The sequence below is a fragment of the Streptomyces sp. NPDC045968 genome (genome assembly GCF_056430475.1).
Genome location: NZ_JBWKLF010000010.1, coordinates 1 through 20,806 on the forward strand (window position 1 = coordinate 1; position 20,806 = coordinate 20,806).

At 68.2% G+C, this 20,806-nt stretch carries 24 protein-coding genes and 5 pseudogenes; 9 read left to right on the top strand and 20 right to left on the bottom strand.

Going from position 1 to position 20,806, the window contains the following annotated elements; translation table 11 throughout:
• The 3 genes and pseudogenes from AC07FA_RS26595 to AC07FA_RS26605 all read right to left on the bottom strand — a co-directional run.
• Window positions 1-84 (bottom strand): annotated as a pseudogene (locus AC07FA_RS26595) (IS5/IS1182 family transposase); the annotation flags it as partial.
• Window positions 85-196: 112 nt separating this feature from the next.
• Window positions 197-688 carry a DUF6086 family protein gene (locus AC07FA_RS26600; protein ID WP_479078823.1) on the bottom strand — a complete coding sequence of 164 codons (492 nt, stop codon included), beginning with the start codon at window positions 686-688 and terminating at the stop codon, window positions 197-199.
• 14 nt (window positions 689-702) lie between these two features.
• Window positions 703-1,514 (bottom strand): IS5 family transposase gene (locus tag AC07FA_RS26605; protein WP_479078825.1). Its coding sequence is split into 2 segments (ribosomal slippage): window positions 703-1,172 and window positions 1,172-1,514, totalling 813 coding nucleotides; the frame shifts between segments, so codons are not numbered across the junction.
• A gap of 260 nt (window positions 1,515-1,774) precedes the next feature.
• Here AC07FA_RS26605 and AC07FA_RS26610 point away from each other — a divergent pair.
• Window positions 1,775-2,617: an IS5 family transposase gene (locus tag AC07FA_RS26610; protein WP_479078827.1), complete on the top strand. Its 843-nt coding sequence runs from the start codon at window positions 1,775-1,777 to the stop codon at window positions 2,615-2,617.
• Here AC07FA_RS26610 and AC07FA_RS26615 read toward each other — a convergent pair.
• Window positions 2,612-3,133 carry a hypothetical protein gene (locus AC07FA_RS26615; protein ID WP_479078829.1) on the bottom strand — a complete coding sequence of 174 codons (522 nt, stop codon included), beginning with the start codon at window positions 3,131-3,133 and terminating at the stop codon, window positions 2,612-2,614. The genes AC07FA_RS26610 and AC07FA_RS26615 overlap by 6 nt on opposite strands.
• Window positions 3,134-3,235: 102 nt before the next feature.
• On the opposite strand from AC07FA_RS26615, the gene AC07FA_RS26620 reads away from it, so the two are divergent.
• The gene (locus tag AC07FA_RS26620; protein ID WP_479078831.1) at window positions 3,236-3,625 is read left to right on the top strand and encodes a hypothetical protein; all 390 of its coding nucleotides are present in this window, start codon (window positions 3,236-3,238) and stop codon (window positions 3,623-3,625) included.
• 561 nt (window positions 3,626-4,186) lie between these two features.
• Here the strand turns inward: AC07FA_RS26620 and AC07FA_RS26625 are convergent.
• The 8 genes and pseudogenes from AC07FA_RS26625 to AC07FA_RS26660 all read right to left on the bottom strand — a co-directional run.
• Window positions 4,187-4,738: pseudogene (locus tag AC07FA_RS26625) on the bottom strand (ATP-grasp domain-containing protein); the annotation flags it as partial.
• A 12-nt stretch (window positions 4,739-4,750) separates the two neighbouring features.
• Window positions 4,751-4,966, bottom strand: a pseudogene (locus tag AC07FA_RS26630) (SRPBCC family protein); the annotation flags it as partial.
• Window positions 4,967-5,099: 133 nt separating this feature from the next.
• Entirely contained in the window at window positions 5,100-5,843 is a 744-nt protein-coding gene (locus tag AC07FA_RS26635) for an SDR family oxidoreductase (RefSeq protein WP_479078832.1), read from the bottom strand.
• Between the two features lie 83 nt (window positions 5,844-5,926).
• Window positions 5,927-7,036 (bottom strand): NADH:flavin oxidoreductase/NADH oxidase, encoded by a 1,110-nt coding sequence (locus tag AC07FA_RS26640; RefSeq protein ID WP_479078834.1) that lies wholly within the window; start codon window positions 7,034-7,036, stop codon window positions 5,927-5,929.
• Between the two features lie 99 nt (window positions 7,037-7,135).
• Entirely contained in the window at window positions 7,136-7,801 is a 666-nt protein-coding gene (locus AC07FA_RS26645; RefSeq protein ID WP_479078836.1) for an NAD(P)H-binding protein, read from the bottom strand.
• A gap of 2 nt (window positions 7,802-7,803) precedes the next feature.
• Window positions 7,804-8,205 carry a RidA family protein gene (locus AC07FA_RS26650; RefSeq protein ID WP_479078838.1) on the bottom strand — a complete coding sequence of 134 codons (402 nt, stop codon included), beginning with the start codon at window positions 8,203-8,205 and terminating at the stop codon, window positions 7,804-7,806.
• 48 nt (window positions 8,206-8,253) lie between these two features.
• The gene (locus AC07FA_RS26655) at window positions 8,254-8,907 is read right to left on the bottom strand and encodes an NAD(P)H-binding protein (protein WP_479078840.1); all 654 of its coding nucleotides are present in this window, start codon (window positions 8,905-8,907) and stop codon (window positions 8,254-8,256) included.
• Window positions 8,908-8,956: 49 nt separating this feature from the next.
• Window positions 8,957-9,388, bottom strand: a complete 432-nt coding sequence (locus AC07FA_RS26660; RefSeq protein WP_479078842.1) for a VOC family protein — start codon at window positions 9,386-9,388, stop codon at window positions 8,957-8,959.
• A gap of 127 nt (window positions 9,389-9,515) precedes the next feature.
• Here AC07FA_RS26660 and AC07FA_RS26665 point away from each other — a divergent pair, with 127 nt between their 5' ends.
• From AC07FA_RS26665 to AC07FA_RS26675, 3 genes are all read left to right on the top strand, one after another.
• A complete protein-coding gene (locus tag AC07FA_RS26665) occupies window positions 9,516-10,178 on the top strand; it encodes a GntR family transcriptional regulator (RefSeq protein ID WP_479078844.1) in 663 nt (220 codons plus the stop codon).
• A gap of 167 nt (window positions 10,179-10,345) precedes the next feature.
• On the top strand, window positions 10,346-10,582 hold the full coding sequence (locus AC07FA_RS26670; protein WP_479078845.1) for a hypothetical protein: 237 nt from the start codon (window positions 10,346-10,348) through the stop codon (window positions 10,580-10,582).
• Window positions 10,582-10,854, top strand: a complete 273-nt coding sequence (locus AC07FA_RS26675) for a hypothetical protein (RefSeq protein WP_479078847.1) — start codon at window positions 10,582-10,584, stop codon at window positions 10,852-10,854. Before AC07FA_RS26670 ends, AC07FA_RS26675 begins: the two co-directional genes overlap by 1 nt.
• A gap of 12 nt (window positions 10,855-10,866) precedes the next feature.
• Here AC07FA_RS26675 and AC07FA_RS26680 read toward each other — a convergent pair whose 3' ends face one another.
• The 8 genes and pseudogenes from AC07FA_RS26680 to AC07FA_RS26715 all read right to left on the bottom strand — a co-directional run bounded on the left by AC07FA_RS26680 (window position 10,867) and on the right by AC07FA_RS26715 (window position 17,041).
• Complete coding sequence (locus tag AC07FA_RS26680) at window positions 10,867-11,058, bottom strand: hypothetical protein (protein WP_479078849.1); 192 nt, start codon at window positions 11,056-11,058, stop codon at window positions 10,867-10,869.
• A 54-nt stretch (window positions 11,059-11,112) separates the two neighbouring features.
• A complete protein-coding gene (locus tag AC07FA_RS26685) occupies window positions 11,113-11,871 on the bottom strand; it encodes a recombinase family protein (RefSeq protein ID WP_479078850.1) in 759 nt (252 codons plus the stop codon).
• An 83-nt stretch (window positions 11,872-11,954) separates the two neighbouring features.
• Window positions 11,955-12,116, bottom strand: a pseudogene (locus tag AC07FA_RS26690) (zinc finger domain-containing protein); the annotation flags it as partial.
• Between the two features lie 159 nt (window positions 12,117-12,275).
• Window positions 12,276-13,241 (bottom strand): hypothetical protein, encoded by a 966-nt coding sequence (locus AC07FA_RS26695; protein ID WP_479079140.1) that lies wholly within the window; start codon window positions 13,239-13,241, stop codon window positions 12,276-12,278.
• 32 nt (window positions 13,242-13,273) lie between these two features.
• Entirely contained in the window at window positions 13,274-13,900 is a 627-nt protein-coding gene (locus AC07FA_RS26700; RefSeq protein WP_405683784.1) for a PadR family transcriptional regulator, read from the bottom strand.
• 88 nt (window positions 13,901-13,988) lie between these two features.
• Window positions 13,989-14,597 (bottom strand): annotated as a pseudogene (locus AC07FA_RS26705) (Tn3 family transposase); the annotation flags it as partial.
• 525 nt (window positions 14,598-15,122) lie between these two features.
• A complete protein-coding gene (locus tag AC07FA_RS26710; protein ID WP_479078851.1) occupies window positions 15,123-16,481 on the bottom strand; it encodes a DUF3533 domain-containing protein in 1,359 nt (452 codons plus the stop codon).
• 104 nt (window positions 16,482-16,585) lie between these two features.
• On the bottom strand, window positions 16,586-17,041 hold the full coding sequence (locus AC07FA_RS26715) for a MarR family winged helix-turn-helix transcriptional regulator (protein WP_479078853.1): 456 nt from the start codon (window positions 17,039-17,041) through the stop codon (window positions 16,586-16,588).
• Between the two features lie 211 nt (window positions 17,042-17,252).
• Here AC07FA_RS26715 and AC07FA_RS26720 point away from each other — a divergent pair, with 211 nt between their 5' ends.
• The 4 genes from AC07FA_RS26720 to AC07FA_RS26735 all read left to right on the top strand — a co-directional run bounded on the left by AC07FA_RS26720 (window position 17,253) and on the right by AC07FA_RS26735 (window position 20,800).
• The gene (locus AC07FA_RS26720; RefSeq protein ID WP_479078854.1) at window positions 17,253-18,230 is read left to right on the top strand and encodes a TAXI family TRAP transporter solute-binding subunit; all 978 of its coding nucleotides are present in this window, start codon (window positions 17,253-17,255) and stop codon (window positions 18,228-18,230) included.
• On the top strand, window positions 18,227-18,955 hold the full coding sequence (locus AC07FA_RS26725; protein WP_479078855.1) for a class II aldolase/adducin family protein: 729 nt from the start codon (window positions 18,227-18,229) through the stop codon (window positions 18,953-18,955). Before AC07FA_RS26720 ends, AC07FA_RS26725 begins: the two co-directional genes overlap by 4 nt.
• A gap of 85 nt (window positions 18,956-19,040) precedes the next feature.
• Window positions 19,041-19,784 (top strand): dienelactone hydrolase family protein, encoded by a 744-nt coding sequence (locus AC07FA_RS26730; protein WP_479078856.1) that lies wholly within the window; start codon window positions 19,041-19,043, stop codon window positions 19,782-19,784.
• Window positions 19,785-19,816: 32 nt separating this feature from the next.
• The gene (locus AC07FA_RS26735) at window positions 19,817-20,800 is read left to right on the top strand and encodes a hypothetical protein (protein WP_479078858.1); all 984 of its coding nucleotides are present in this window, start codon (window positions 19,817-19,819) and stop codon (window positions 20,798-20,800) included.
• Window positions 20,801-20,806 lie beyond the last annotated feature (6 nt).

Genomic DNA, 20,806 nt, shown 5'->3' on the forward strand with positions numbered 1-20,806 from the left:
CCGCACCTTCGACGCCGGGATCAACGGCTTCGCGATCTCCCACAGTCCGTCCGGAACAATCCAACTCCACGTACCCCGCCCCATGATGAGCCCAATGACCGCCTCACCACGTAGGACACGGTCTTAGACGTCGTTTCTTATGGCGGGCAGCAGCGGTGGGGGATTGCGATCGGTTCGTCGAACGCGGCTGCTCTGGTCAGCGGGGCATGCGCCGTCCCAGCTCCCGTGCCTTCTCGCGCAGGCCCGCAGCCCAGGCTGCGCCCTCCGCAGGGGCGGACATCCCAGTGACGGTGGAAACCTGCACGTCTTGGAGCGGGCCTTCCGGGGCGGCTCCGTGTCGTGCCCAGTCCACCTCGATCGCGGCGCGTTCTGCAAGAACGAGCACTGTGGCAGTGAAACCTTCGGCGAGCGCAAGCCAGACGGAGTGGCTCGCGCTCCGGTGCTTCGCCAGGAGGGCATTGACGAAGGTTTCGAAGGTATCGGGGCTGATATGACACTCGTCGTTCTCCCTCGACCCGATGCCCGATGGGAGATCCAGCTCTGCTTCGAAGACCGCTACCTGGCGCTGGAACATGCGGGAGACCCCATTGGATGGGTTCCACAGTGTCTCGTTGCCCATGTCGAAGTACTGACTCATCGCGGAACCTTTCAGCTGATCACGACAGGCCAGCGTATCCAGCTGGATCATTGCCGTCGTCAGCGTTACGTCTTGCCCAGACGCCGGTGGCAGATGAGGGCTGCGGCTATGCCGACGAAGGCCAGGAAGTGTTCAGGCTTGCGTTCGTAGCGGCGGTGGAGCCGACGGCAGCCGGCCAGCCAGGACACGGTCCTCTCGACTACCCATCGATGCCGACCGAGCCGCTGTGAGGACTCGATTCCTCTGCGGGCGATGCGGTGCCGGATGCCGCGCTTGCGGAGCCATCTGCGCAGGTGGTCGTAGTCGTAGCCTTTGTCCGCATGTAGTTTCGCCGGGCGCCGCCGTCGTGATCCGCGTCGGGAACGGATCGGCGGGATACCCCGCACGAGCGGTTCGAGGCCCTGGCTGTCATGCATGTTGGCGCCGGAGATGCCCAGTGACAGAGGAAGTCCGTTCCGGTCCGTGATCAGGTGGATCTTCGATCCCAACTTGCCACGGTCGGTCGGATTCGGTCCTGTCAGAGGCCCCCCTTTGTGGACCGGATGCTGACGGAGTCGATAGCGCACCGCGACCAGTCCAGCTCGCCGCGGGCACCGAGTTCGTCGAGAACGACACGGTAGAGCCGGGCCCAGACGCGGGCTCGGGTCCATTGGGCGAAGCGCCGGTAGACCGTCTGCCAGCTCGGACCGAACACGGGTGGCGGCTGCCTCCAGGTGCAGCCCGAGGTAGCCACGAAGATGATCGCTGCCAGGGCCTCACGGTCACCCGCCCGACGGCGACCGCCCCCTTGCGGACGTATGACCTTCGTCGGCGGCACTACCCGCCGAAACAGCACCCACAACTCGTCCGGCGCCAGCCGCTCAACCAGATCCGTCATGCTCGGTTCAACGAACGATCACGCCATATGAAACGACGTCTTAAAGAGCGTTTTATCCCACTCGGGGTGCTTCATTGCAGTTCAGGTGGCGGACTGCTTCGGGTTGGCTGAGGCAGTAGATGTCTCTTGTGGCAGGTGAGGAACATGACGGCCTTTGGGAGTCTGTTTCGACCCCTTCGCTCCTGTCTGATCCCAACACGCTCCCGCTCACGCCGGTTTGCGCCCTGTAGCGGGACGGCGGTCATCGGTATTACAGAAACATGCCTCGTCGACAGCGACCGTATCCGAGCGACCTGTCCGATGCCCGTTGGAAACTGCTGGAACCAACTCTGACGGCCTGGCGGGCCGAGCGAAGAGGGAAGGGCCTGGACATCGGCCGGCCGCCCGAGCACGACCTGCGCCGGATCATGGACGCCATCCTCTACGTCGACCGGACCGGGATCCCATGGCGGTATCTGCCGCACGACTTCGCTCCATGGGAAACCGTCTACGGATACTTCGCCGCCTGGCAGAAGGACGAGGTCTTCGACCAGCTCAACGGTCTCCTGCGGCGCCTGGTGCGGAAGGCCGAAGGCCGCGATGCCGAGCCCAGCGCCTGCGTTCTCGACGCCCAGGGCATCAAGACCTCGGCCAACGTGCCCGCGGCCGGCCAGGGCATCGACGCGGGCAAGAAGATCGCGGGCCGCAAACGTCACATCGGCGTCGACACGCTCGGCCTTCTCCTGACCGTGCTGGTCACCGCCGCCAGCGTCTCCGACAACGCCGGCGGCATCCATCTGCTCTCGGACATCGCCGCAGGCCACCCCCGCGTCACGAAGGCCTGGGCCGACACCGGCTATCGCACCACGGTCGTCGACCACGGCGCCCGCCTGGGCGTTGATGTCGAAGTCACTCGTCGCGACCCGGGACAGAAGGGCTTCAAGGTGATCCCGCGGCGCTGGGTCGTCGAGCGGACCTTCGGCTGGCTCATGCATCACCGCCGCCTCGCCCGCGACTACGAAACCCACCCCCACCGCTCCGAAGCGATGATCCGCCTCGCGATGATCGACCTGATGAGCCGCAGGCTCACCCGAGAGTCGACTCCGAACTGGAAGGACTCATAGCCTCCGCGCCACGCTGACGCGCGCGTTCTCTCCCCTCATCGCCTGCGGCCAGCGGTCATCGATGACATCCGCCGCTTCCCGGCAGGCGCCGCAGGCGTCTTCCCGTTCCGGGAGCCACCAGTGGTCGGACGGCGACATGCCGGTTTCCTGGATGCCGCACAGCGTCTTGTCGAAGATGCCGAACGCGTGGGAGACACCAGAGGCAAGGCCATCCGCGACGGCCTTCTCCCAGCGCATCCCCAGGGGCAGATACGGCGGTCGCGAAATCTCAAACCACTCACCGCCCACATGGGTGGCCGCATGGCACCAGGGACAGGACCAAATCTCCTCTTCCCAGACCGTCGGTGGCACCGGCCACCGCCACATCGACCGCCCGCACACATCACACTCCACAAGCGGATCCTCACACGCCGGCACAGGCCACCCCAAGCGGCTGGCATCGCCCGAGTTATCAAACGCCCTGGCCGGGACAAAACGCTCTTTTAGCCCCACCGCCCGGTGTGCCAGCGCCTCCACCTAGACAGTGGTCGTAGCCGGCCCGGCTCCCGCCTCGGATACCGTGATCCTCTACGGGGTGCCATAACGGATGTGACACCCCCCACCGGAGGTAGTCAGCGTATGAGTTCAAAGCGCAGCAAGAATCCAGCCCTGCCCGTACTTGACGACGCATTCCGACTCGCGTCGGTCAAGGACGCCGAAGAGTCCACCCGTGACGTGGCCGCACGGCTGGCCACCACCGAGCTGCGCCGCGTTTCCCACCCGGGCCGGGTCACCTGGGAGCCCATCGATCAGGCCGAGCCCGTACCGGTCCCGCCGACTGTGGTCGACGGTGACGGGGACCTGTGGCTGCGGGACCGGGGCACTGGCACCTGGACCATGCCCGAGTTCAACCCGAAGGAGTTCCCGGCCCGCTGTGGCGAGGTTCTGACGTGGAACCAGCTTGCCCGCGAGTTCGGCCCGCTTACCGGACTGGCCGACGACCGCCGAATCGGCGGCGGCCGGCGCTGACCGAGCAGCCTTCTGGGATGACCGCGCCCCTGAAGCGCCCCTTACGGGTATCTGGGAGCTCCAGCTACCCGCCGAGAGTGCGACGGCCTCGAGCAGCGTGGTGCGGGCCTGGCGCCACCCGATGTCCTCGGTGCGGCCGGCGTTGGTGGACCAGCCGGGTAGCGGTCGGCCTTCAGTTGCCGTGGTCAGCGCGCGGCCCAGCTCGCCGATCGACTGCCGCCAGTCGGCCAACTGCCCGAGCAGGCCGCGCTCCAGCTCGTCGACGGCGGCCAGGGCGGCAGCGCCTGGAGCTCGTCGGCGCGGGCAGCGATCCGCACCGCTTCGCGCAGCTCCGCCTCGCGGGCGGCGGCGGCCGCGGCGTCGTCGTCGTCGGTGTCGCCAGTGACGGAACAACCGCCCCGGGCGGCCCCTGGCAGCCCCCCGTTACCTCTCTGCCTCTTGTGGTCGCTACGGCTTTCGCTCGACTAATTAGCCGTCTCGATCTGCGACGTCCAGTTGTTGATGGGACCATCCCCGAGGGCGCGGGGAGCACTCTTCGTGACCTGCAGTGTTGCTAAGTCTGGCGTACTGGAAGGCGTCGTCGACGTAGTAGAAGGACACCTCGTAGCGGAAGTCGATGCGCGGCTGGACCAGGATGTCGCCGTAAGCGAGGCCGCTCAGCTGTTCTCGGGGCATGAAGGTCAGGCCGATGGAGTCCGCGCCCGCTTTCGGCTTGGCCGCGTACTGGCCTGCCTCGGGCAGTAGGTGCAGGTTCTCGGGCCGGTCGATGGTGGGGATGACCGGGTATCCGGCGGTGGTCAGGTCGAGCAGGTACTGCTTGCCGGCCATGTCGCTGCGGCCGGACAGCGGGTTGTAGACCCGGATGCCACGGACGATGGCCTGCTCCCGGAAGGCGTCGTACTCCTTCTGGTAGTGCAGCACGGGCCCGCTGTTACGGACCACCACCACGTCGAAGGCGTCCATCAGCGCGGCGGCATCCAGCGGGTGGCACAGGGCGATGTCGAAGCCGTCGCGCAGTCGGGAGGTCAGGAAGATGTCCTCGTCGCAGTAGCGCCGCCCCCGGGCCTGGTAGGCGAGGTCGGTCACGAACAGGACTCTGCTGCGCTCGGGCATCGTGCATCTCCTTCGGTATCCGCTGACCGGCAGCGGCGCGTCGACAATCTCGTGGGTCAAGGTCCGTCGGGCGTCGGCCGGGGCCACAAGTTGTTCCCGGCCGTCCGTGCCGGTCAGGACGCGGATCGCGCCGGGCGTGAACTTGCTCTCGCCTTCGACGGTGGCACTGTCCTGGATGGCCGGGTGCCAGTCGGGCGGCCTGTTGAACCGTCGTACGACAGCCCATATGTCATCTGCGGAGCTGGTGAAGGCCGAGCTCGTGCCATGGCGGGGTGGCCTTCACGTTTCAGGGTGGCGGGCGACCGTGTGGCGGCCGCCCGCCGTCTTCGCTGCTTGTCGTGCGGGGGACGGGAGCCCCGTGTCACCAGTTCTGGCGAGTCGGGGAGATGATCAGGTCGTTGACGTTGACGTCGGCGGGCTGGTCGAGGGCGTAGACGACGGCGTCGGCGATGGCCTGGGGGCTGATGGCGATGGCGTTGAGTTCCTGGGCGGCCTGGCGTCCGGCGGGGTCGGTGACCTTGTCGGCCCAGCCGGTGTCGATGACGCCGGGGCTGATCGTGGACGCCTTGATGCCTTCGCGGACGCTGAGTTCCCTGCGCATGGACTCGGTCATGGCCTGGACGAAGAACTTGGTGGAGCTGTAGACCCCGGCGCCGTCGCCGACCTGGTGACCGGCCACGGAGTCCATGTTCAGGATGTGTCCGGACTTCTGGCGCAGCATCACCGGCAGGACGGCGTGGACGCCGTTGAGGTAGCCGCGGATGTTCACGTCGATCATGCGGTTCCAGTCCTGGAGCGTGAGGTCCTTCCAGTACGAGAAGAGCATCAGGCCCGCGTTGTTGACGAGGACGTCGATGCGCCCGTAGGTGTCGACGGTGAAGTCGGCCAGTGCCTGCATGTCGGCGGCGTCGGTGACGTCGGTGAGGCGGGCGATGGCCGTTCCGCCGGCCTTTTCGATGTCGGTGACCAGCTGGTCGAGGTCTTCCTGGCCGCGGGCGGCGGCGACGATTGTGGCGCCGCGGGCGGCGAGGGCCTTGGCGCTGACGGCGCCGATGCCGGAGGAGGCGCCGGTGATGATGACGACCTTGCCTTCAAGGTTGTTCATGGGGATCTCCCAGTGAGAGGGGGCGGCGCGTCGGCCCCTGGTGAGGGCTGGACGGCCGGGTGCGGAGCAGGCCGAGCCAGGGTTCAGTGCTTGCGGCGCTTGACGACGTAGGCGTACTGGTCGGGCCAGCGCGGCTCGGCGCCCAGGGCGAGGGCGGCGTGCTGCGGCCAGTAGGGGTCGCGCAGCAGTTCACGGCCGAGCAGGACGGCGTCCGCCTGCCCGGAGGTGATGATCTCTTCGGCCTGGTGGGGGTCGGTGATGATGCCTACGGCGGCGGTGGGGATGCCGGCCTCGTTGCGGGCCTGGGCGGCGAACGGCACCTGATAGTTCGGCCCGGCGGCGATCTTCGCGTCGCGGACCATGCCGCCGGTCGAGACGTCGAGCAGGTCGACGCCGTGAGCGGTCAGTTCCTTGGCGAGGCGGACGGTGTCCTCACCGGTCCAGCCCTCGCGGGTGTCCTCGGGGTTCTCGGTCAGCCAGTCGGTGGCCGAGGTGCGGAAGAAGACCGGCAGCTCGGCGGGCCACACGGCCCGCACCGCGTCGACGACCTCCAGGGCGAAGCGGATGCGGTTGGCGAAGCTGCCGCCGTAGGCGTCGGTGCGGTGGTTGGAGACCGGGGAGAGGAAGGAGTTGATGAGGTAGCCGTGGGCGCCGTGGACCTCGGCGACCTGGAAGCCGGCGGCCAGGGCGCGCTTGGCGGAGTCGGCGAAGTCGGCTACGAGCTGCTGGATCTCGGTCACGGTCAGCTCGTGCGGGACGGGCAGGCCGTCGTACGCGACCGCGCTGGGCGCCACCGTCTGCCAGCCGCCCTCGCTCTCGGGCAGGGCCCGGTCGGACAGCCAGGGCTTGTCGACGGAAGCCTTGCGGCCGGCGTGCGCGAGCTGGATGGCCGGGACAGAGCCGTGGGCCTTGATGGCCTGGGTGATCCGCGCGAACGCCTCCTGCTGGTGGTCGTTCCACAGGCCCAGGTCAAAGGGGCTGATCCGTCCGTCGGGGCGGACACCGGTGGCCTCGGCCATCACCAGGCCCGCGCCGCCGGCCGCGCGGGAGGCCAGGTGGGTGAGGTGGAAGTCCGTCGGCACGCCGGTCTCCAGGCCCGTGGGGGCGGCGGAGTACATGCACATCGGGGACATCCAGATGCGGTTGGGTATCTGGAGGGAGCGCAGCTTGAGGGGGGTGAACAGGGCACTCACGGCTGAGTCTTCTTTCATGGTGGTGTGCTGGTTGTCCCGGTCGGGCCTGGCCGCCGCCTTCGGCGGCTGACCTGGCCCTTCCTGGTGTCCGGAACGTGTTCAGGCGCCGGCGAGCGTGGCCAGGGCGTCCACGATCGGGGTGGGGCCGCCGATGACCTCCACGGTCCGGCCGTCCAGCCGGGGGTCTTCGAGGAGGGCGAGCAGGACGGCGGCGACGTCGGCGCGGGGAATCGGGCCGGTGCCGGTGCGGTCACCGAGGTCCACCCGTCCTGTGCCGGGCTCGTTGCTGAGCAGGCCGGGGCGGATGATCGTCGCCCGGGGGTTGCTCCGGGCGCGGATGGCGTCCTCGGCGGCGGCCTTGGCCCGCATGTAGATGCCGAACTCCTGCTCGAAGTCCGCCGGGTCGGCCCGCAGGTGGTCGCCCATGGCGGAGACGAGCAGGTAGCGGCCGACTCCGGCAGCCTCGGCGGCGTCCGCGAGGAGGACCGCCGCGTCGCGGTCGACGGTCTCCTTTCGGGCCGATCCGCTGCCCGCCCCGGCGCCGGCGGCGAAGACGACAGCGTCCGCGCCGGCCAGATGCTCGGCGAGCTCGCTCACCGTGGCCTTTTCCAGGTCGAGCACGATGGTCTCGGCGCCGGCCTCGGCAAGGTCATCGGCGTAGGCCGGGTTCCGTACGAGCCCTGCCACCGAGTGGCCGCGCTCGGCCAGGAGCTTCTCCAGGATGAGGGCGATCTTGCCGTGCCCTCCAGCGATGACGACGCGCATGATCAGGCCGGCAGGCGGCTGTCGAGGACGAAGTTGACCTCGATGAGCTGGCCCGGGAAGAACAGCGTGGCGACGCCGATCGTGGAGCTGGTGGGGCGGTGGTCGCCGAAGTAGGCCAGGTTCGCCGCCGCCATCGCCATGTTGTACTTCGGCAGGTCCACGATGAACTGGGTCTCGGAGACGACCTGGTTGCGGGTGGCGCCGTAGTGGGCGAGCACCTTCTCGAAGTTGGCGTAGGACTGCTTCAGCTGGGCGTCGAAGTCGCCCGGGTAGAGGAAGTTTCCCTGCTCATCGTGCGAGAGCTGCCCGGAGACGTAGATCGTGTCGCCGACCTTGATGGCCTGGGCGAAACCGAACTCCTTCTCACCGGAGACGTCGTGGCTGTAGGAATCGATGGCGGTCATGGTGCTTCTCCTTGCTGATGGTGCTGTGGTTGAGGCGCGGGTGTGAGCTCAGGCGGCCGCGAGGCGGGTGACGGCGTCCGCGACGGGGGTGTCACCGGAGGTGAGCTCGACGATCACGCGGCTGAGGGCCGGAGCGTGCAGGGCGGCGTCGAGGAACGCGGCGACGTCGTCGCGGTGCACGTCGCCGTACTCGACGGCAGGACCGGCGGTCACCCGGCCGGAGCCGGGGGTGTCCAGAAGGGTTCCGGGACGGACGATCAGCCAGTCCAGATCGGTGCGCGCCAGATAGACGTCGGCGGCCTTCTTGACCTTGATGTAGTGCTCGAAGCCCTCACTACGTGTCCCGTCGCGCAGCGCGTCGGGGAACACCGAGACGAGGACGAACCGCGCCACCCCGGCCAGCGCGGCCGCGTCGGCGGCCTTCTCCAGGCCACGGCCGTCGATCAGGGTCGTCTTGTCCTGACCGGTGCCATGTGCGCCGGCCGAGAAGACCACGGTGTCATGGCCGCGCATCTTGCCGGCCAGATCCTCGACCGAGTCGGCGATGAGATCACCGACCACCGGAGTCCCGCCGGCCGCCCGCACCGTCTCACCCTGAGCGGGCCCGCGGTGCATGCCGGTCACAAAGTCACCGCGTGCGGTGAGGAGTTGAGTGAGGCGGCGGCCGACTCCTCCGGCGGCGCCGATCTGGAACACCTTCATGAGCTCGTCCCGTCTTTCGCGTGTGGGGGTGGGTGGTGCCGGCCGCCGGTCAGGCGGCGAACACCTGCGAGTCGTCGGCGAACGCCTTGAACTCCAGCGCGTTGCCGGCCGGGTCGAGGAGGAACATCGTCCACTGCTCGCCCTTCTGGCCCGCGAAACGTATGTACGGCTCGATGACGAACTCGGTGCCCGCCGCCCGCAGCCGCTCGGCGAGCTCCTGGAAGGCCGGGATCGTCAGGACCAGACCGAAGTGCGGCACGGGTACGTCGTGGCCGTCGACCGGGTTGTGTATGCGCTGCGCGCGCTCCGGCGCGAGGTGCGTGACGAACTGATGGCCGTGCAGATTCCAGTCCACCCACGTGTCCGCACTGCGGCCCTGCTCCAGGCCCAGGACGTCGCCGTAGAAGCGGCGCGCGGCAGCCAGGTCGTCGACCGGCACGGCCAGGTGGAAGCGGGGGATCGGGGAGTCGAGAACGGTCATGGCACTGCCCTTCTGCCGGGGAGCGGCGCCGCCCCTGGGCCAACCGCTCGACTTGTCCTAATGTCTACATCACGACAACATCCGAATGTTAACATTAGGGCATTAGTGGAGGAGGTGCAATCCGGACATGGGTGATCAGGGCAAGGTAGCCCCGGCCCGCCGCCGGGGCCTGGCCGACGAAGTCGCGGACCGCATCCGCGAGGCCATCTTCAACGGGGCCTACGCCCCGGGCGAGCAGCTGCGCGAGGTGGAGCTGTCCGGCGAGATGGACGTCAGCCGCGGCCCGGTACGCGAGGCGCTGCGGCTGCTGGAACGCGAAGGCCTGGTGCACTGCGCCTGGCACCGGGGCACCACGGTGACGGCGCTGTCCGCCGACGACGTAGCCGAGCTCGACAGCCTGCGCGGCGCACTGGAGGACCTCGCCGTCCGCCAGGTCATCGCCCACGCCTCGGACGAGGACCTCGCGTCCATCGCGAAGACGGCCGACATGATGGAGCGGGCCGGCGACGCGCACGAGATGGTGCGCCTGGACATCGCCTTCCACGACGCGGTGTTCGCCGCCGCAGGACACCAGCGCCTCGCCGACGCCTGGGACGGCATACGCTGCCAGGTCCACCTGTTCCTGCTGACCCGGATCAGCCGCAGCACCGCCGGCTACCTCGACTGCATCCCGCGCGAGCACCACGGACTCGTCACCGCACTGCGCGCCCGCGACACCGACACCGCTCTCGACCTCTTCGCAGCCCACCGCCGCCACGCCGTCGACGTGCTCACTGGAACTACTGCCTGAGTGTCGGCAAACGATGGCATCGAAGACGAAGGACGGGTCCCTGGTGGTGGTGGGCGCTCCGTCCTGACCTGCTGGGCCGGATTCCGGTCCGTCCGTACCGGAGTCCGGCGGCACACCTTGGCGATACCGTGGTGACCCACGACCCGCGACTGCCCAGGAGCTACGTGATGAGCGACCAGCCGGCCCCCGCTGACACCGCCGCCCGGCAGCAGCTGGAGCCCGCGGCCGCCGACGCGGTGCGCGCGTACGCCGCCCGCACCCGGGCCGACGCGGACCAGTATGCCGCCGTCCTGGAGGACATCGCCGCCAACGGCCTGCCCTCCGTGGACGACTGCACACCGTGGGAGGAGCTGCGCGAGACCCACCTCGCCCGCCTCGCCGCCCAGCGCCCGGCCGTCGCCTGATGACCCCACAGAATCGCCCGCGCCGCGCCCAGATCGCGTTCTCCGACTCCGCAGCGAAGCAGCTGGAGAACCTGACCAGCGAGGCGGAGATCCACGCCCTGGACCGCGCCCTGGTCGTCGTCTCCGTCGACCCCGACGTCGGTGAACTGATCCCCGCAGACACCGCCGGCCCCCGGCTGCGCCAGTACACCGACGACATCGAGCGGGTGCGCCTCCTGTACTGGGTGACCGCGCTGCGGACCGTCGTGGTGGTCGCCTACATCGAGGTGTAGGGCCCACCCTTCTCAGCGGCCGGCGCCCGGTTGCAGCGGTGCCCCATGGGCCGCGCGGAGTCCGGGCTGCGGCCAGGGGTAGAGCCGGACGGTGACCGTGGTGTCGCCACGCAGGTCCACGGCGACCTGATAGACCATGCTCCCGTCGGCATGGTCCTGCCGGGCCTGCACGGAGGCGTAGCGCCAGCGAGCGCAGAACCGCACGTAGAGGCCCTGTTCTCGTATAGCTACCGCCAGGTGGCGTGTAGCGCTGAGTAACTACTTGGGTCTGCGTTCGCGCTGCTGGAGGGCGGCGAAGTCGGCGTGCGCCGCCTCGACGGCCTCCGGGTACGCCTGGGTCTTCTCGTGCTCAGCCAGCGCCCGGTAGATGCTGGAGAGGCTGGGGCTCTGTCCCTTACGGCGGCCGGTGGGGATGGTCAGGTCGGGCTGGACGTCCTCGACGGTCTCGCCGTTCGCGCGGCGGCGGAGCACGGTGTGCAGCATGTCGTCGGTGATGACCGGGGGCCGGCCGCCGTGGTTGCCCTTGCGGGCCGCCGTGTCGAGTCCTTCGAGGGTGGCCTCGCGGATGTTCTCGCGCTCGGTCTCCGCCATCGCCGCGAAGAACCCGAACAGCAGGCGTCCCGGACCGCTGGGGTCGTATATCCCCGGGAGGGGTCCGGCAAGCATTTCCAGGATTAGGCCGTGGGCGGTGAGGTGGTCGGCGAGCGCGGTCAGCTCCGCGGCATCGCGCCCGAGACGCTTCATCTCGTACACCGTGAAGATCACCCGGCAGTGCGGGGCGTGGGCCTTGATCTCTCGGGCGGCGGTGAGGGCTGCCTCGAACTGCGCGGGGACCCGGACTCGGGTGCTGATCTTCTCCGAGAAGATCGTGTCCCTGGGAATGCGCTTGGCGACGAGCGCGTCGAGCTGTGTCTGGAGTTCCTGGGTGAGGGTCGAACAGCGGGCGTACCGATGCGGATGTTCGCGCTCGGGGTGTCCGGGTCGACGGGCGCGGGCGCCGGGATGCCGGGCCGCCATGGCTGGCCGGGACGGCGATCGGCGGGTGTCGGCACACGCAGGAGTTTCGCGAGCCGGGGCACCTTCGTGAAGCGGCCGGTGTGGTACGTCCCGGCAGCCGCACCGGAGCGCGAGCGACAGGGTGAACCTGGCTGAGCGTTACAGCGTGGGCAGGGGTGGCGCTCGACGTCGTCCGCTTCGGACGTGAGTGTGATCTGAGGGCCCGTCATGACCCCGGATGCTGTCACAAACATTTCCCACAACATGCCTAGTTCCGCTTTTGAGTGAGAACGAGTTGTGACAGTGAATCCGCGACCCGGACCGCTTCCGTCGACTGTTCTTGATCTTGCTCTGAGAAAGGGTCGTTTGTGAGAGTGGGCAGGCTGCGATCCCGGGGGGCAGCCTGCCCCCACTCATCGATCCCTTCAGACACTGAAGCGTTCGACGAGCATCTTCATGGTGTCGAAGGCAGGCTTGGGAGAGTAGTCATCGGCGGTGAGCCCGAATTGATGGAACAGTCCCGTTTGGGCGCTGTCGGCGTCTCGCAGCGCAAAATGGGTGTAACCGCTCAGGTGGAGTTGCTTCGATTGGGCGGCGATCACATTCACCACGGTCTCGACGACGTCAGCCTGCCGCTGCGGGTGGCGTTCGGGTCCGGTAGGCCAACCGTGCTCGGTGATGTGCAGCGGTAGGTGTCCCAAGCCGGAGGGTGCCAGTACCGAGTCGCGGTGATGACGTAGCAGTCCCTCGACAGCGTGCGTGAGGTCGGATGCGTCAACGGGTTGGAAGACGTCGGGAAAGAAGTCCAGGCCCACGTAGTCCAGATCGGTGATGAAGTCTCCTCCCCCGAGGTTGGTCAGATCAGTGAGGAAGGAGGTTGCTGGCCCGAAGAGGGGAGTGGTGTTGAATCCGACCCGTAGGTCTGGGTGTCCGAGTTCACGTGCTCGCGCTTTGACGACGGAAACCCCACGGACGATCGCCTCGTGCACCGCCGGGTAGTAGCCGTCCAGCGTCGGGTTCGACGTGACGTTGGGCTCTTCCGTCACTTGCAACGTGCTCGTGACCGCGCCGTACTGCTCGACCAGCTCGCGCAGGAAGTCGCAGTAGCCGTCGACATCTCCGGCTGTGGACTGGTACTGCGCCACCAGGTCCAAGCGGCGCCCCCGGATGGCGTATTGGGCTGCGGCGGCCGGCGCCGCGGTCGCGTGTGGCTCGCCGAGGCGGGTGGCGTCGTCGAAGCCTATGTAGGCGCGTACCAGGAACGGGCGGCCTGGGCGGCCCTGGAGGCGGTCGAGTGCACTCGACACGAGGGCCGGGTCATCGGGCAGGCCGCTGGCCAGACCCCCGGTGTCATCACCGGCGACTCCGCCCGGGTAGATCCCGAAGAGCATGCCGTCATGCATGCCGTCATGCGTTGTCAGTGTCACGCGTTCGATTCCTTTCGGTTCGGCGTTACAGGAGGTGTGGAGGTTGTCGCCGAATCGGCCGGCCACGTCAGTGAGCCGGTGCGGAGGTCATCGATGACCGAGTCGATCCACGCCATTTCGGCGCGAGCGAGGCACAACGCGTATTCAGCTTCGATGACGTGCATGCGGGGCACGCCGGCCGCCAAGGCCTCCGCGAGGCGTTCTTCATCGGCAGCCGTGCGTTGCCGGAGGCGTTGGGCACGCTCAACCAGGGCCTCCACCGCGCCGCTCGTCCCGAGGGCACCGAGATAGGTGACTGCGCCCAGGAACTGCGAGAACTCGCGCTCTGGGTTGCGGATCTGGGAATCCAGCCGTCGTACGAGTTCGTTGCGGCCCTCTTCCGTGAGGGCGTAGACGGTCCTCTCCGGACGGTTTCCCAAGCGCTGCTGGCCTTGTGACGCAAGCCATCCCGCTTCGGTCAGGGCGGCAACGGTGTTGTAGAGCGTGCCTCGCGTGATCGCGGCCGCGTGGTTGTCGCTGCGTTTTCGCAGTTCGGCAAGCATCTGGTGCGGATGCGAGGGCTGTTCGAGCAGGAGACCGAGCACTGCCAGAACGATCGGGTTGTCGAGAGCGCGACGTGGCATAGTCGAACTCTATCAGTCTAAATAAACTATTGGACGCCTCGTGGGAACTGGAGTCGCGTCGGACGGCTCGGCGGCCTGCGGGTCGGTGTCACGCGGGGGCCGAGGCTGCTTCCTCTTGCGGACTGCGCGGGCTGGGCACGGCCGACACTGCGACCAGGTCCAGGTCCAGGCGGCGGTTCATGTCCAGCTCAAACCGGCCGTACGGATTCACGTGGGTCCAGAACAACGGCGACAGCGCCCGGCGGTCCGCGTCGGTGAGCTTGTCCGCCCACTTCGGGTCGGCCAGGACTTCCTGCATCAGCAGCGTGTTGACGTGCACCAGCGCCGACTGGAGCAGGTGTAGCGCGAGCATGCTGACTTCCTGCGACTCCTTGTCCGTACCGGCCAGGTCACCGCCCTTTCCGTAGAAGAGGTCTTTGTTCGCGGAGTTCCAGTTCTCGACCACCTGCAACCCCTCGTGGATCTCCTGGCGCATCTCGACGTCGGCCAGGTAGTCACAGACGAACGAGGTCCGCACCGCCCGGCCCAGCTCTTCGATCGCCCGGTACGTCGGGTGCTTCGGCCCTCCACGGGTGAACCGGCGCAGGACCTGCTCGGCCTCGGCGGTGCCCAGTCGCAGGGCGGTGGTGTACTTCACGATCTGGTCGTACTGATGAGCGATCAGGTCCCAGTCGATCGTCTTGGTGGAGAGCACCGGGTGCCACGATGCGACGGATCACCGCCGAACTGAGCCTGGAGCTCGACCAGGCTCGTGAGCAACTCGGGCGGTCCGGAAACGTCGCCCGACTGCCAGCGCTGCGGCGACGGATAGCGCGACAAGAACGAGGCTCGGGATGAGGGTGCTTCTGGCGCTCCCAACATCACTCACCCGGGTGGCCCACCCTACGATCAACACAACATCGAAAGTCGAGTGAATCAGCAGGTGGTGGGCGTGAGCTCGAGACGCGCCCCCGGGGCCGGAGCGGTGCCGCTGCGGCGGACGCCGGTACGGGGACCTGATGGCAGCCGGAGCAGCCTGCCGTCGCGTGCCGCATAGAAGCGTTGGCCGACATGCCGACCCGCCGTAGCCAGCACGGAAGAAGAACCCAGCCCCAGCCGAGCTTGTCGGCTGGGGCTGCATCACTCGCCGACCCTCTGGAGGGTCGGCTGTGGCCGCCGGCGGTGCCGTCCCCTGCTCGCCGGCGACTGCCCCACACTCCATGCGGCGTGGGGATTCTGGCGATCAGGCGGTTGTCGTGCTGGTGGCATGCGCTGTGTCGTGGTCATGGCGGAGGAACTGACGCAGCCGGGTGAGCGTGTGAGGGTGGATCCGGTGCCAGCCCTTGCGGTCGTAGAGCCAGGTCACGCCGAAACCGATCAGCAGACTGGCCAGGAGGCCGGCGCCCAGTGTGATCCAGGCACGGTCGAGTCCTGCGGCCCCCTGCGCGTCGAAGTACAAGATGGCGCGTGTTCCGTCAGAGATGGCCCGCTGCGGTTCGAACTGGGCCAGGAACTGCCAGAACGGAGGCATCGCCTGCAAGGGGATGGCGCCTCCCGAGGTGGGGATCGCGGCCGCGACGAAGAAGATCATCGCGGCGACGATGCCCGGCCCGCCGAGGGCAGCCAGCACGGTGAGCGTGCCGATGCCCACCGCGGAAGCCGCAGTGGTGCCGAACACCCAGAGCAACAGCGAATGCGGCAGGTCGAGGTGGAGAGCGAACGTGGACACAGCCAGGATCGCGGCGGACATGACGGCGGATGCGCCGACCATGATGAGGTACTTGGCCAGGAGGGTCTGGCGCCGGCTGATGTGCTGCGGCAGGGCAAGATGCCTCTTGGGGCCCAACTCGTTCGCGCTGTAGCCGAGTGCGGAGTCGGTCGTTGCGTGGATGAGATTGGCTCCGAGGAAACCGGACATCATCAGCAGCAGCGCATAGAAGAATGCGGTCATGCCCTGGCCCGTGCGGTCACCGAGGGGCGCTCCAGCCTGTGTGGTGATGGACACCGGGTCCTTCACAAGCGCCTGGTTCGCGGCCGGAACCGTGGCTCCTGCCTCCAGGGCCTGCTGCACGATGCCCGCCGCCGCTCCCGATGAGGCGCCACGGACGGCGCTTTCGGCGATCTGCTCACCGATCGAGGAAGCCATGGACCCCGCACCGTGGTTGGTGAGAACCGTGACCGCCGGCTTCTCCGGGGCGGCGCCCAGGAGACTGAGCATCTTGGTGCTGTAGTCGTGCGGCAGGACGACGGCCGCGAACAGTTCGTTCCGTCCGATCGCCTGCTTCGCCTCGGCGAGGGAGGCGAAGGTCCTCCACTCCACCGACCTGTGAGGCTTCTGCGTCTGCGCGGCGATGCCCGCCGTGACCTGACGGCCTACGTTCTGGTGCCCTGCCTCCTTGGTAGAGACGCCCTTGTCCAAGCTGACCAGGCCGATCGGAGCATCTCTGAGATCGGCGCCGGGATTGGCGACGCTGCCGTTGAAGAGCAGGGTGATGAGGCAGAGAGCAAGAGTGAGCAGCCCCGCCGGGACGAGCCACACCTGAGGGGTACGGAGTAGGCGTGCGGCTGTGGTGACCGCGGAGTGGTCGGGAGAAGAGGGCATGGGATGCTTCCTGGCAGCAGAGAAAGCTATGTATGTATAGCTTTAGGGCTAGAGGTATCGGGCTTGATTGAACTGGGGGTTTCCCCTGCGGGTGGTGGTGCCGCCTACGGGGTCGGGGCCAAGGTGCGTGCAAGTTCCCACAGGTCAGGCAGTGCGGCGCTAATGCGTTGCTCGGCCCCGGCCGGCAAGTGCTGCAGAGCCTCCGTGATCGCCTTGCCCAGACTGTCGTTGACTTCGTCGCCGGCTGTGATCATCTTCCCCGTGGGGTGCAGCTCCACAAACCGTCGGTCGTGTGCGCTGGAACGGCGGTCGATGAAACCGTCGCGGGTCAACTGGGTGACAAGGGTGCTCACGTTGTTGGGCTGCATGCTCAGAGCGGTGGCGATCTCGCGGACGCTGATGCCCGGCCGGCTGTCGATGAGGCGCAGAACCTCCACCTGGGCGACCGGGCGAGTTGACTGGCCGGTCGGCGGCGTCTGGCGCTGGCGGAGCGCCCGGTGCAGCGTCCACGCAAGGCGGATCAGGTCATCGGGTAGCCGTTCGGGCTCTTGCTCGCTCACCCACCCACCATACCTCTAAAGCTAGAGCTGTATCACCCGTCGAGCTGCGGTGGGTCACGGGTGGCTTGACGGGAGGGGTGAAGGAAATGACTCTAGTGTTAGAGGTATAGCCCTAGATTTACGCACCCCTCTCTCTCGCATCTTGGCGTTTCGCCTTCTATGCTGACCGTAAAGCAGGACATGAGTCCTCGTATTCAGGACTGGAGCCGCCATGAGTCCCTCCACCGTTTCGACCGGCCGACCGGCCGAGCCCAAGATCGAACGCTCTCTCACCCTCCATCTGCGCGGCGACTGGGGGACCGCGAACCTGCACAGGGTCTGCGGATGGATCGCCCAGGAACTCGCGGACCGCTGCGGGCCCCACACCCGGATCGCCACGTGGAACAGCAGGGGCTTCAGCGACGCGGTACGGGCCGTGGGCCGGGGAGAGGTACAGGTCGCCCTCACCACACCGACGGCTTTCGCCGCCGCGGCGCTAGACGGCCGCGGCGTCTACGCGGACGAGTTCTTCCCTGACCTGCGCGCTCTCGGGGTGGTGCCGCAGCGGGACCGCCTGGTCGTGGCCGTGCACAAGGACCTCGGTGTCACCACTTTCGCCGAACTGCGTCAGAGCAAACCTGCCCTGCGGCTCGCCACCTCGGTCCACGACGGTGTCAATCACGTGGGGCTGGCCGCCCATGAGCTTTTGACACGTGCGGGTGTCGACGTAGTCGGCTGGGGCGGCGAACTGCTCGAGGACGAGCGACCGTTCGAGTCGTTGGACCACGCGACGGAGGGACGGGCCAACGCCATCGTCCACGAAGCGATCATGCTCCCCGCGTGGCAGGAGATCGGCCGCCACTTCAACTTCCTCGAAGTCGAGGACGACGTCCTGGATAGCCTCCATGACGACTTCGGCTGGCCGGCGGCAGCCGTCGACGACGAGTACTTCCCCGGCCGGACGGCCTTCAGGACCCTCGACTTCTCAGACTTCCTCGTCTGTACCCGCGCCGACCTGCCCGAGGACGTGGCCTACGCCATCGCGTGGGTGCTGGGGGAGACACGGCACCTCATCGAAGGGCAGTACCGGCACCTGGCCCCGGAACGCAGCCCCATCACCTACCCCCTCGACCCCGTCACCATGGGCAGGACCACGATCCCCCTGCACCCCGGCGCCGCCCGCTACTACGACGCCCTGCCCACCGCATGACACCCGCCCAGGCCCGCGGTCTCGCCGTGGAAGCCTCCCATGCTCTGGCCGCGGCCGGCCAGGGCGACATGGTCTGGGGGCACGTGGCCGTACGCGACCCGGACGGCCGCGGCATCTGGATCAAAGCCCCGGGCTGGGGCCTCGAAGAAGTCCGCGACGACCGGCTGCAGCTCGTCTCCTACGAAGCCGAGGTGCTCATCGGCGACGGGACCGCGCACAAGGAGTGCCACATCCACCTCGAGGTGCTGCGCGCTCGCCCGGAAGTGCACTGCAGCGTGCACACCCACGCGGTGTCGGCCATCGCGTTCGCCGCCCTCGGTGTGCCCCTCCTGCCGTTCTCTCATGAGGGCGCCCTGTTCGGGGGCGAGGATGTGCCGAGGTTCAGGGAGACGGGAGGGCTCGTCAGCAGTCCCGAGCTGGGGGAGGAGCTCGCTACGGCTCTCGGCGAGGCACCCGCCGCCCTCATGCCCAAGCACGGGCTCGTGGCCGCCGGACACACCGCGGCGGCGGCTGTCATGCATGCCGTACTGCTCGACAGCGCCTGCGCCATCCAGCTGCGGGCCCAGGCGGCCGGCCGGGCGGTCGTCCACTCCGACGCCGCGGAGGCCCGCGCCAAACGCGCCCAGTGCTGGCCCGACAGCCAGCTGGAGGCCGGTTACCGCTACCTCGTGCGGAAGGCGGCCACCACGGCCGACGTGGGCACCTCGTGTTGTCGCCCGGCCTGACGCCGGGCGCCGCAGCTTCCGCATTTTCACAGGGTGTGACCCCGTCACACCGGTTTCCCCGATCCACAGCAGAAGGACTTGTGCCATGACCGACCAGCCCAACTCCGCCGCAGCCACCGACTGGACCACGGTCTCCACCGGGGACGGGCCGATGCGCGTCTTCGTCGCGTGGCCTGCACAGCCCACGAACCGGGCCGTGGTCGTCCTGCAGGAGGCTTTCGGAGTCAACGACCACATCCAGGACATCGCGCGCCGCTACGCCACGCGTGGCTTCCTCGCACTGGCTCCGGACCTGTTCCACCGCAACGGTGTCGGGACCCTCGCCTACGAGCAGCACGCCGAGGCCATGCCGCTGATCGGTGCCATCGGGCCGGACGCGATCCTCACCGACGTCGAAGCCGTCCTGACGCACCTCGTCGAGAAGGAGAACGTGCCCGCCGCCCGTACGGCGATCCACGGGTTCTGCTTCGGTGGCCGCGCCGCCTTCACCGCCGCCACCGGCATCCGCGGCCTCGGCGCCACCGTCGTCTTCTACGGCCCGGGCATCGCGGCCGGCCCGCACGCGGTCCTGGACCGGGCCGCGAACATCGACGCCCCCATGATGCTCCACGTCGGCGCCGAGGACCCCACCATCCCCAGCGACCAGACAGCGGCCATCGCGGAAGCCCTCACCGCCGCAGACGTCCACTTCGAGAGCTACGTCTACGAAGGCGCCGGGCACGCCTTCGCCTGCGACGCCCGCCCGCACATGTACGTCGAGGACAGCGCGAAGACCGCCTGGCAGCGCACCCACACCTTCCTCGACGAGCACCTGCCCGCAGCCTCCTGATCACACTCCTACCGACGAAACAAGGACGTTTCATGGGTACTGTCACCGAAGTCATCGCGGTCGTCTGCTCCGACGAACCCTCCCGTTCGATCGAGCGGGACGAGCACCTTCTGCTGTCCCCGCCGCACCCCAATCCCTTCCCGGTGAAGCTCTGGCGGGATCACGAGCCGCTGAGCGTGGTGCACTTCCCCCACGCGTACGAGGCCGTGCTGTTCGCCCCGCCGCGTGGCATCTACGAGAGCGCCCAGGTCCGCGTCGAATGGCAGACGATGGACAACCGGCAGCCCTTCTACCACCGCAACTGCGACGTCGACGAGATCTCCTACCAGATCGCCGGCGAGCGCACCCTGATGACCGAACTCGGGGTCGTCGAGCACCGGCCGGGGGAGTTCTCCCGACTGCCCCGCGGTGTCGCCCACGACAACTACGGGCGGCGCGAAAGCCACCTTCTCTTCTACACGCCCGCTCCCGTCCGCGAGGAACGCGCCCCCATCCGGCGCTCCGAAGCGGTGTTCCCGCCCTTCCCCGGCTGGGAGGCGGGCAACATCAACGAGGCGGTCACCCAGTGCATGGGCACGCCCGGCCATGACATCACCGTCGCCCCCGTCGACGAACAACGACTGCTGGAACAGGTACACACCGAGAAGGAACGCCTCAGTGTCCTCACCGGGGCCGACGAAGTCGGCATGACCTGGCTGTACCGCTCCGCCGGCTTCCGTCTGGGTTCCGTGCGACTGCGGCCCGAGGGCGAGCGTGTCTACCGGCGCACCCTGGACGCCGACGAGATCCAGTACCAGATCAGCGGTCGCCGCACTCTGGTCAGCCAGCGCGGCATCGCCGAGCTGGGGCCGGGCGACTTCGTCCGCATCCCGCTCGGTATCGCGTACACCAGCGTGTGCGCCGAGGCCAGCGAACACATCGCCCTGTTCGCCGACCGCGAGCTCCCGCAGATCGCCGAGACGACCAGGACCGCCGAGCCGTACACCCCCGAACGCCTCGCCGCGCTGCAGCACTGAAACGAC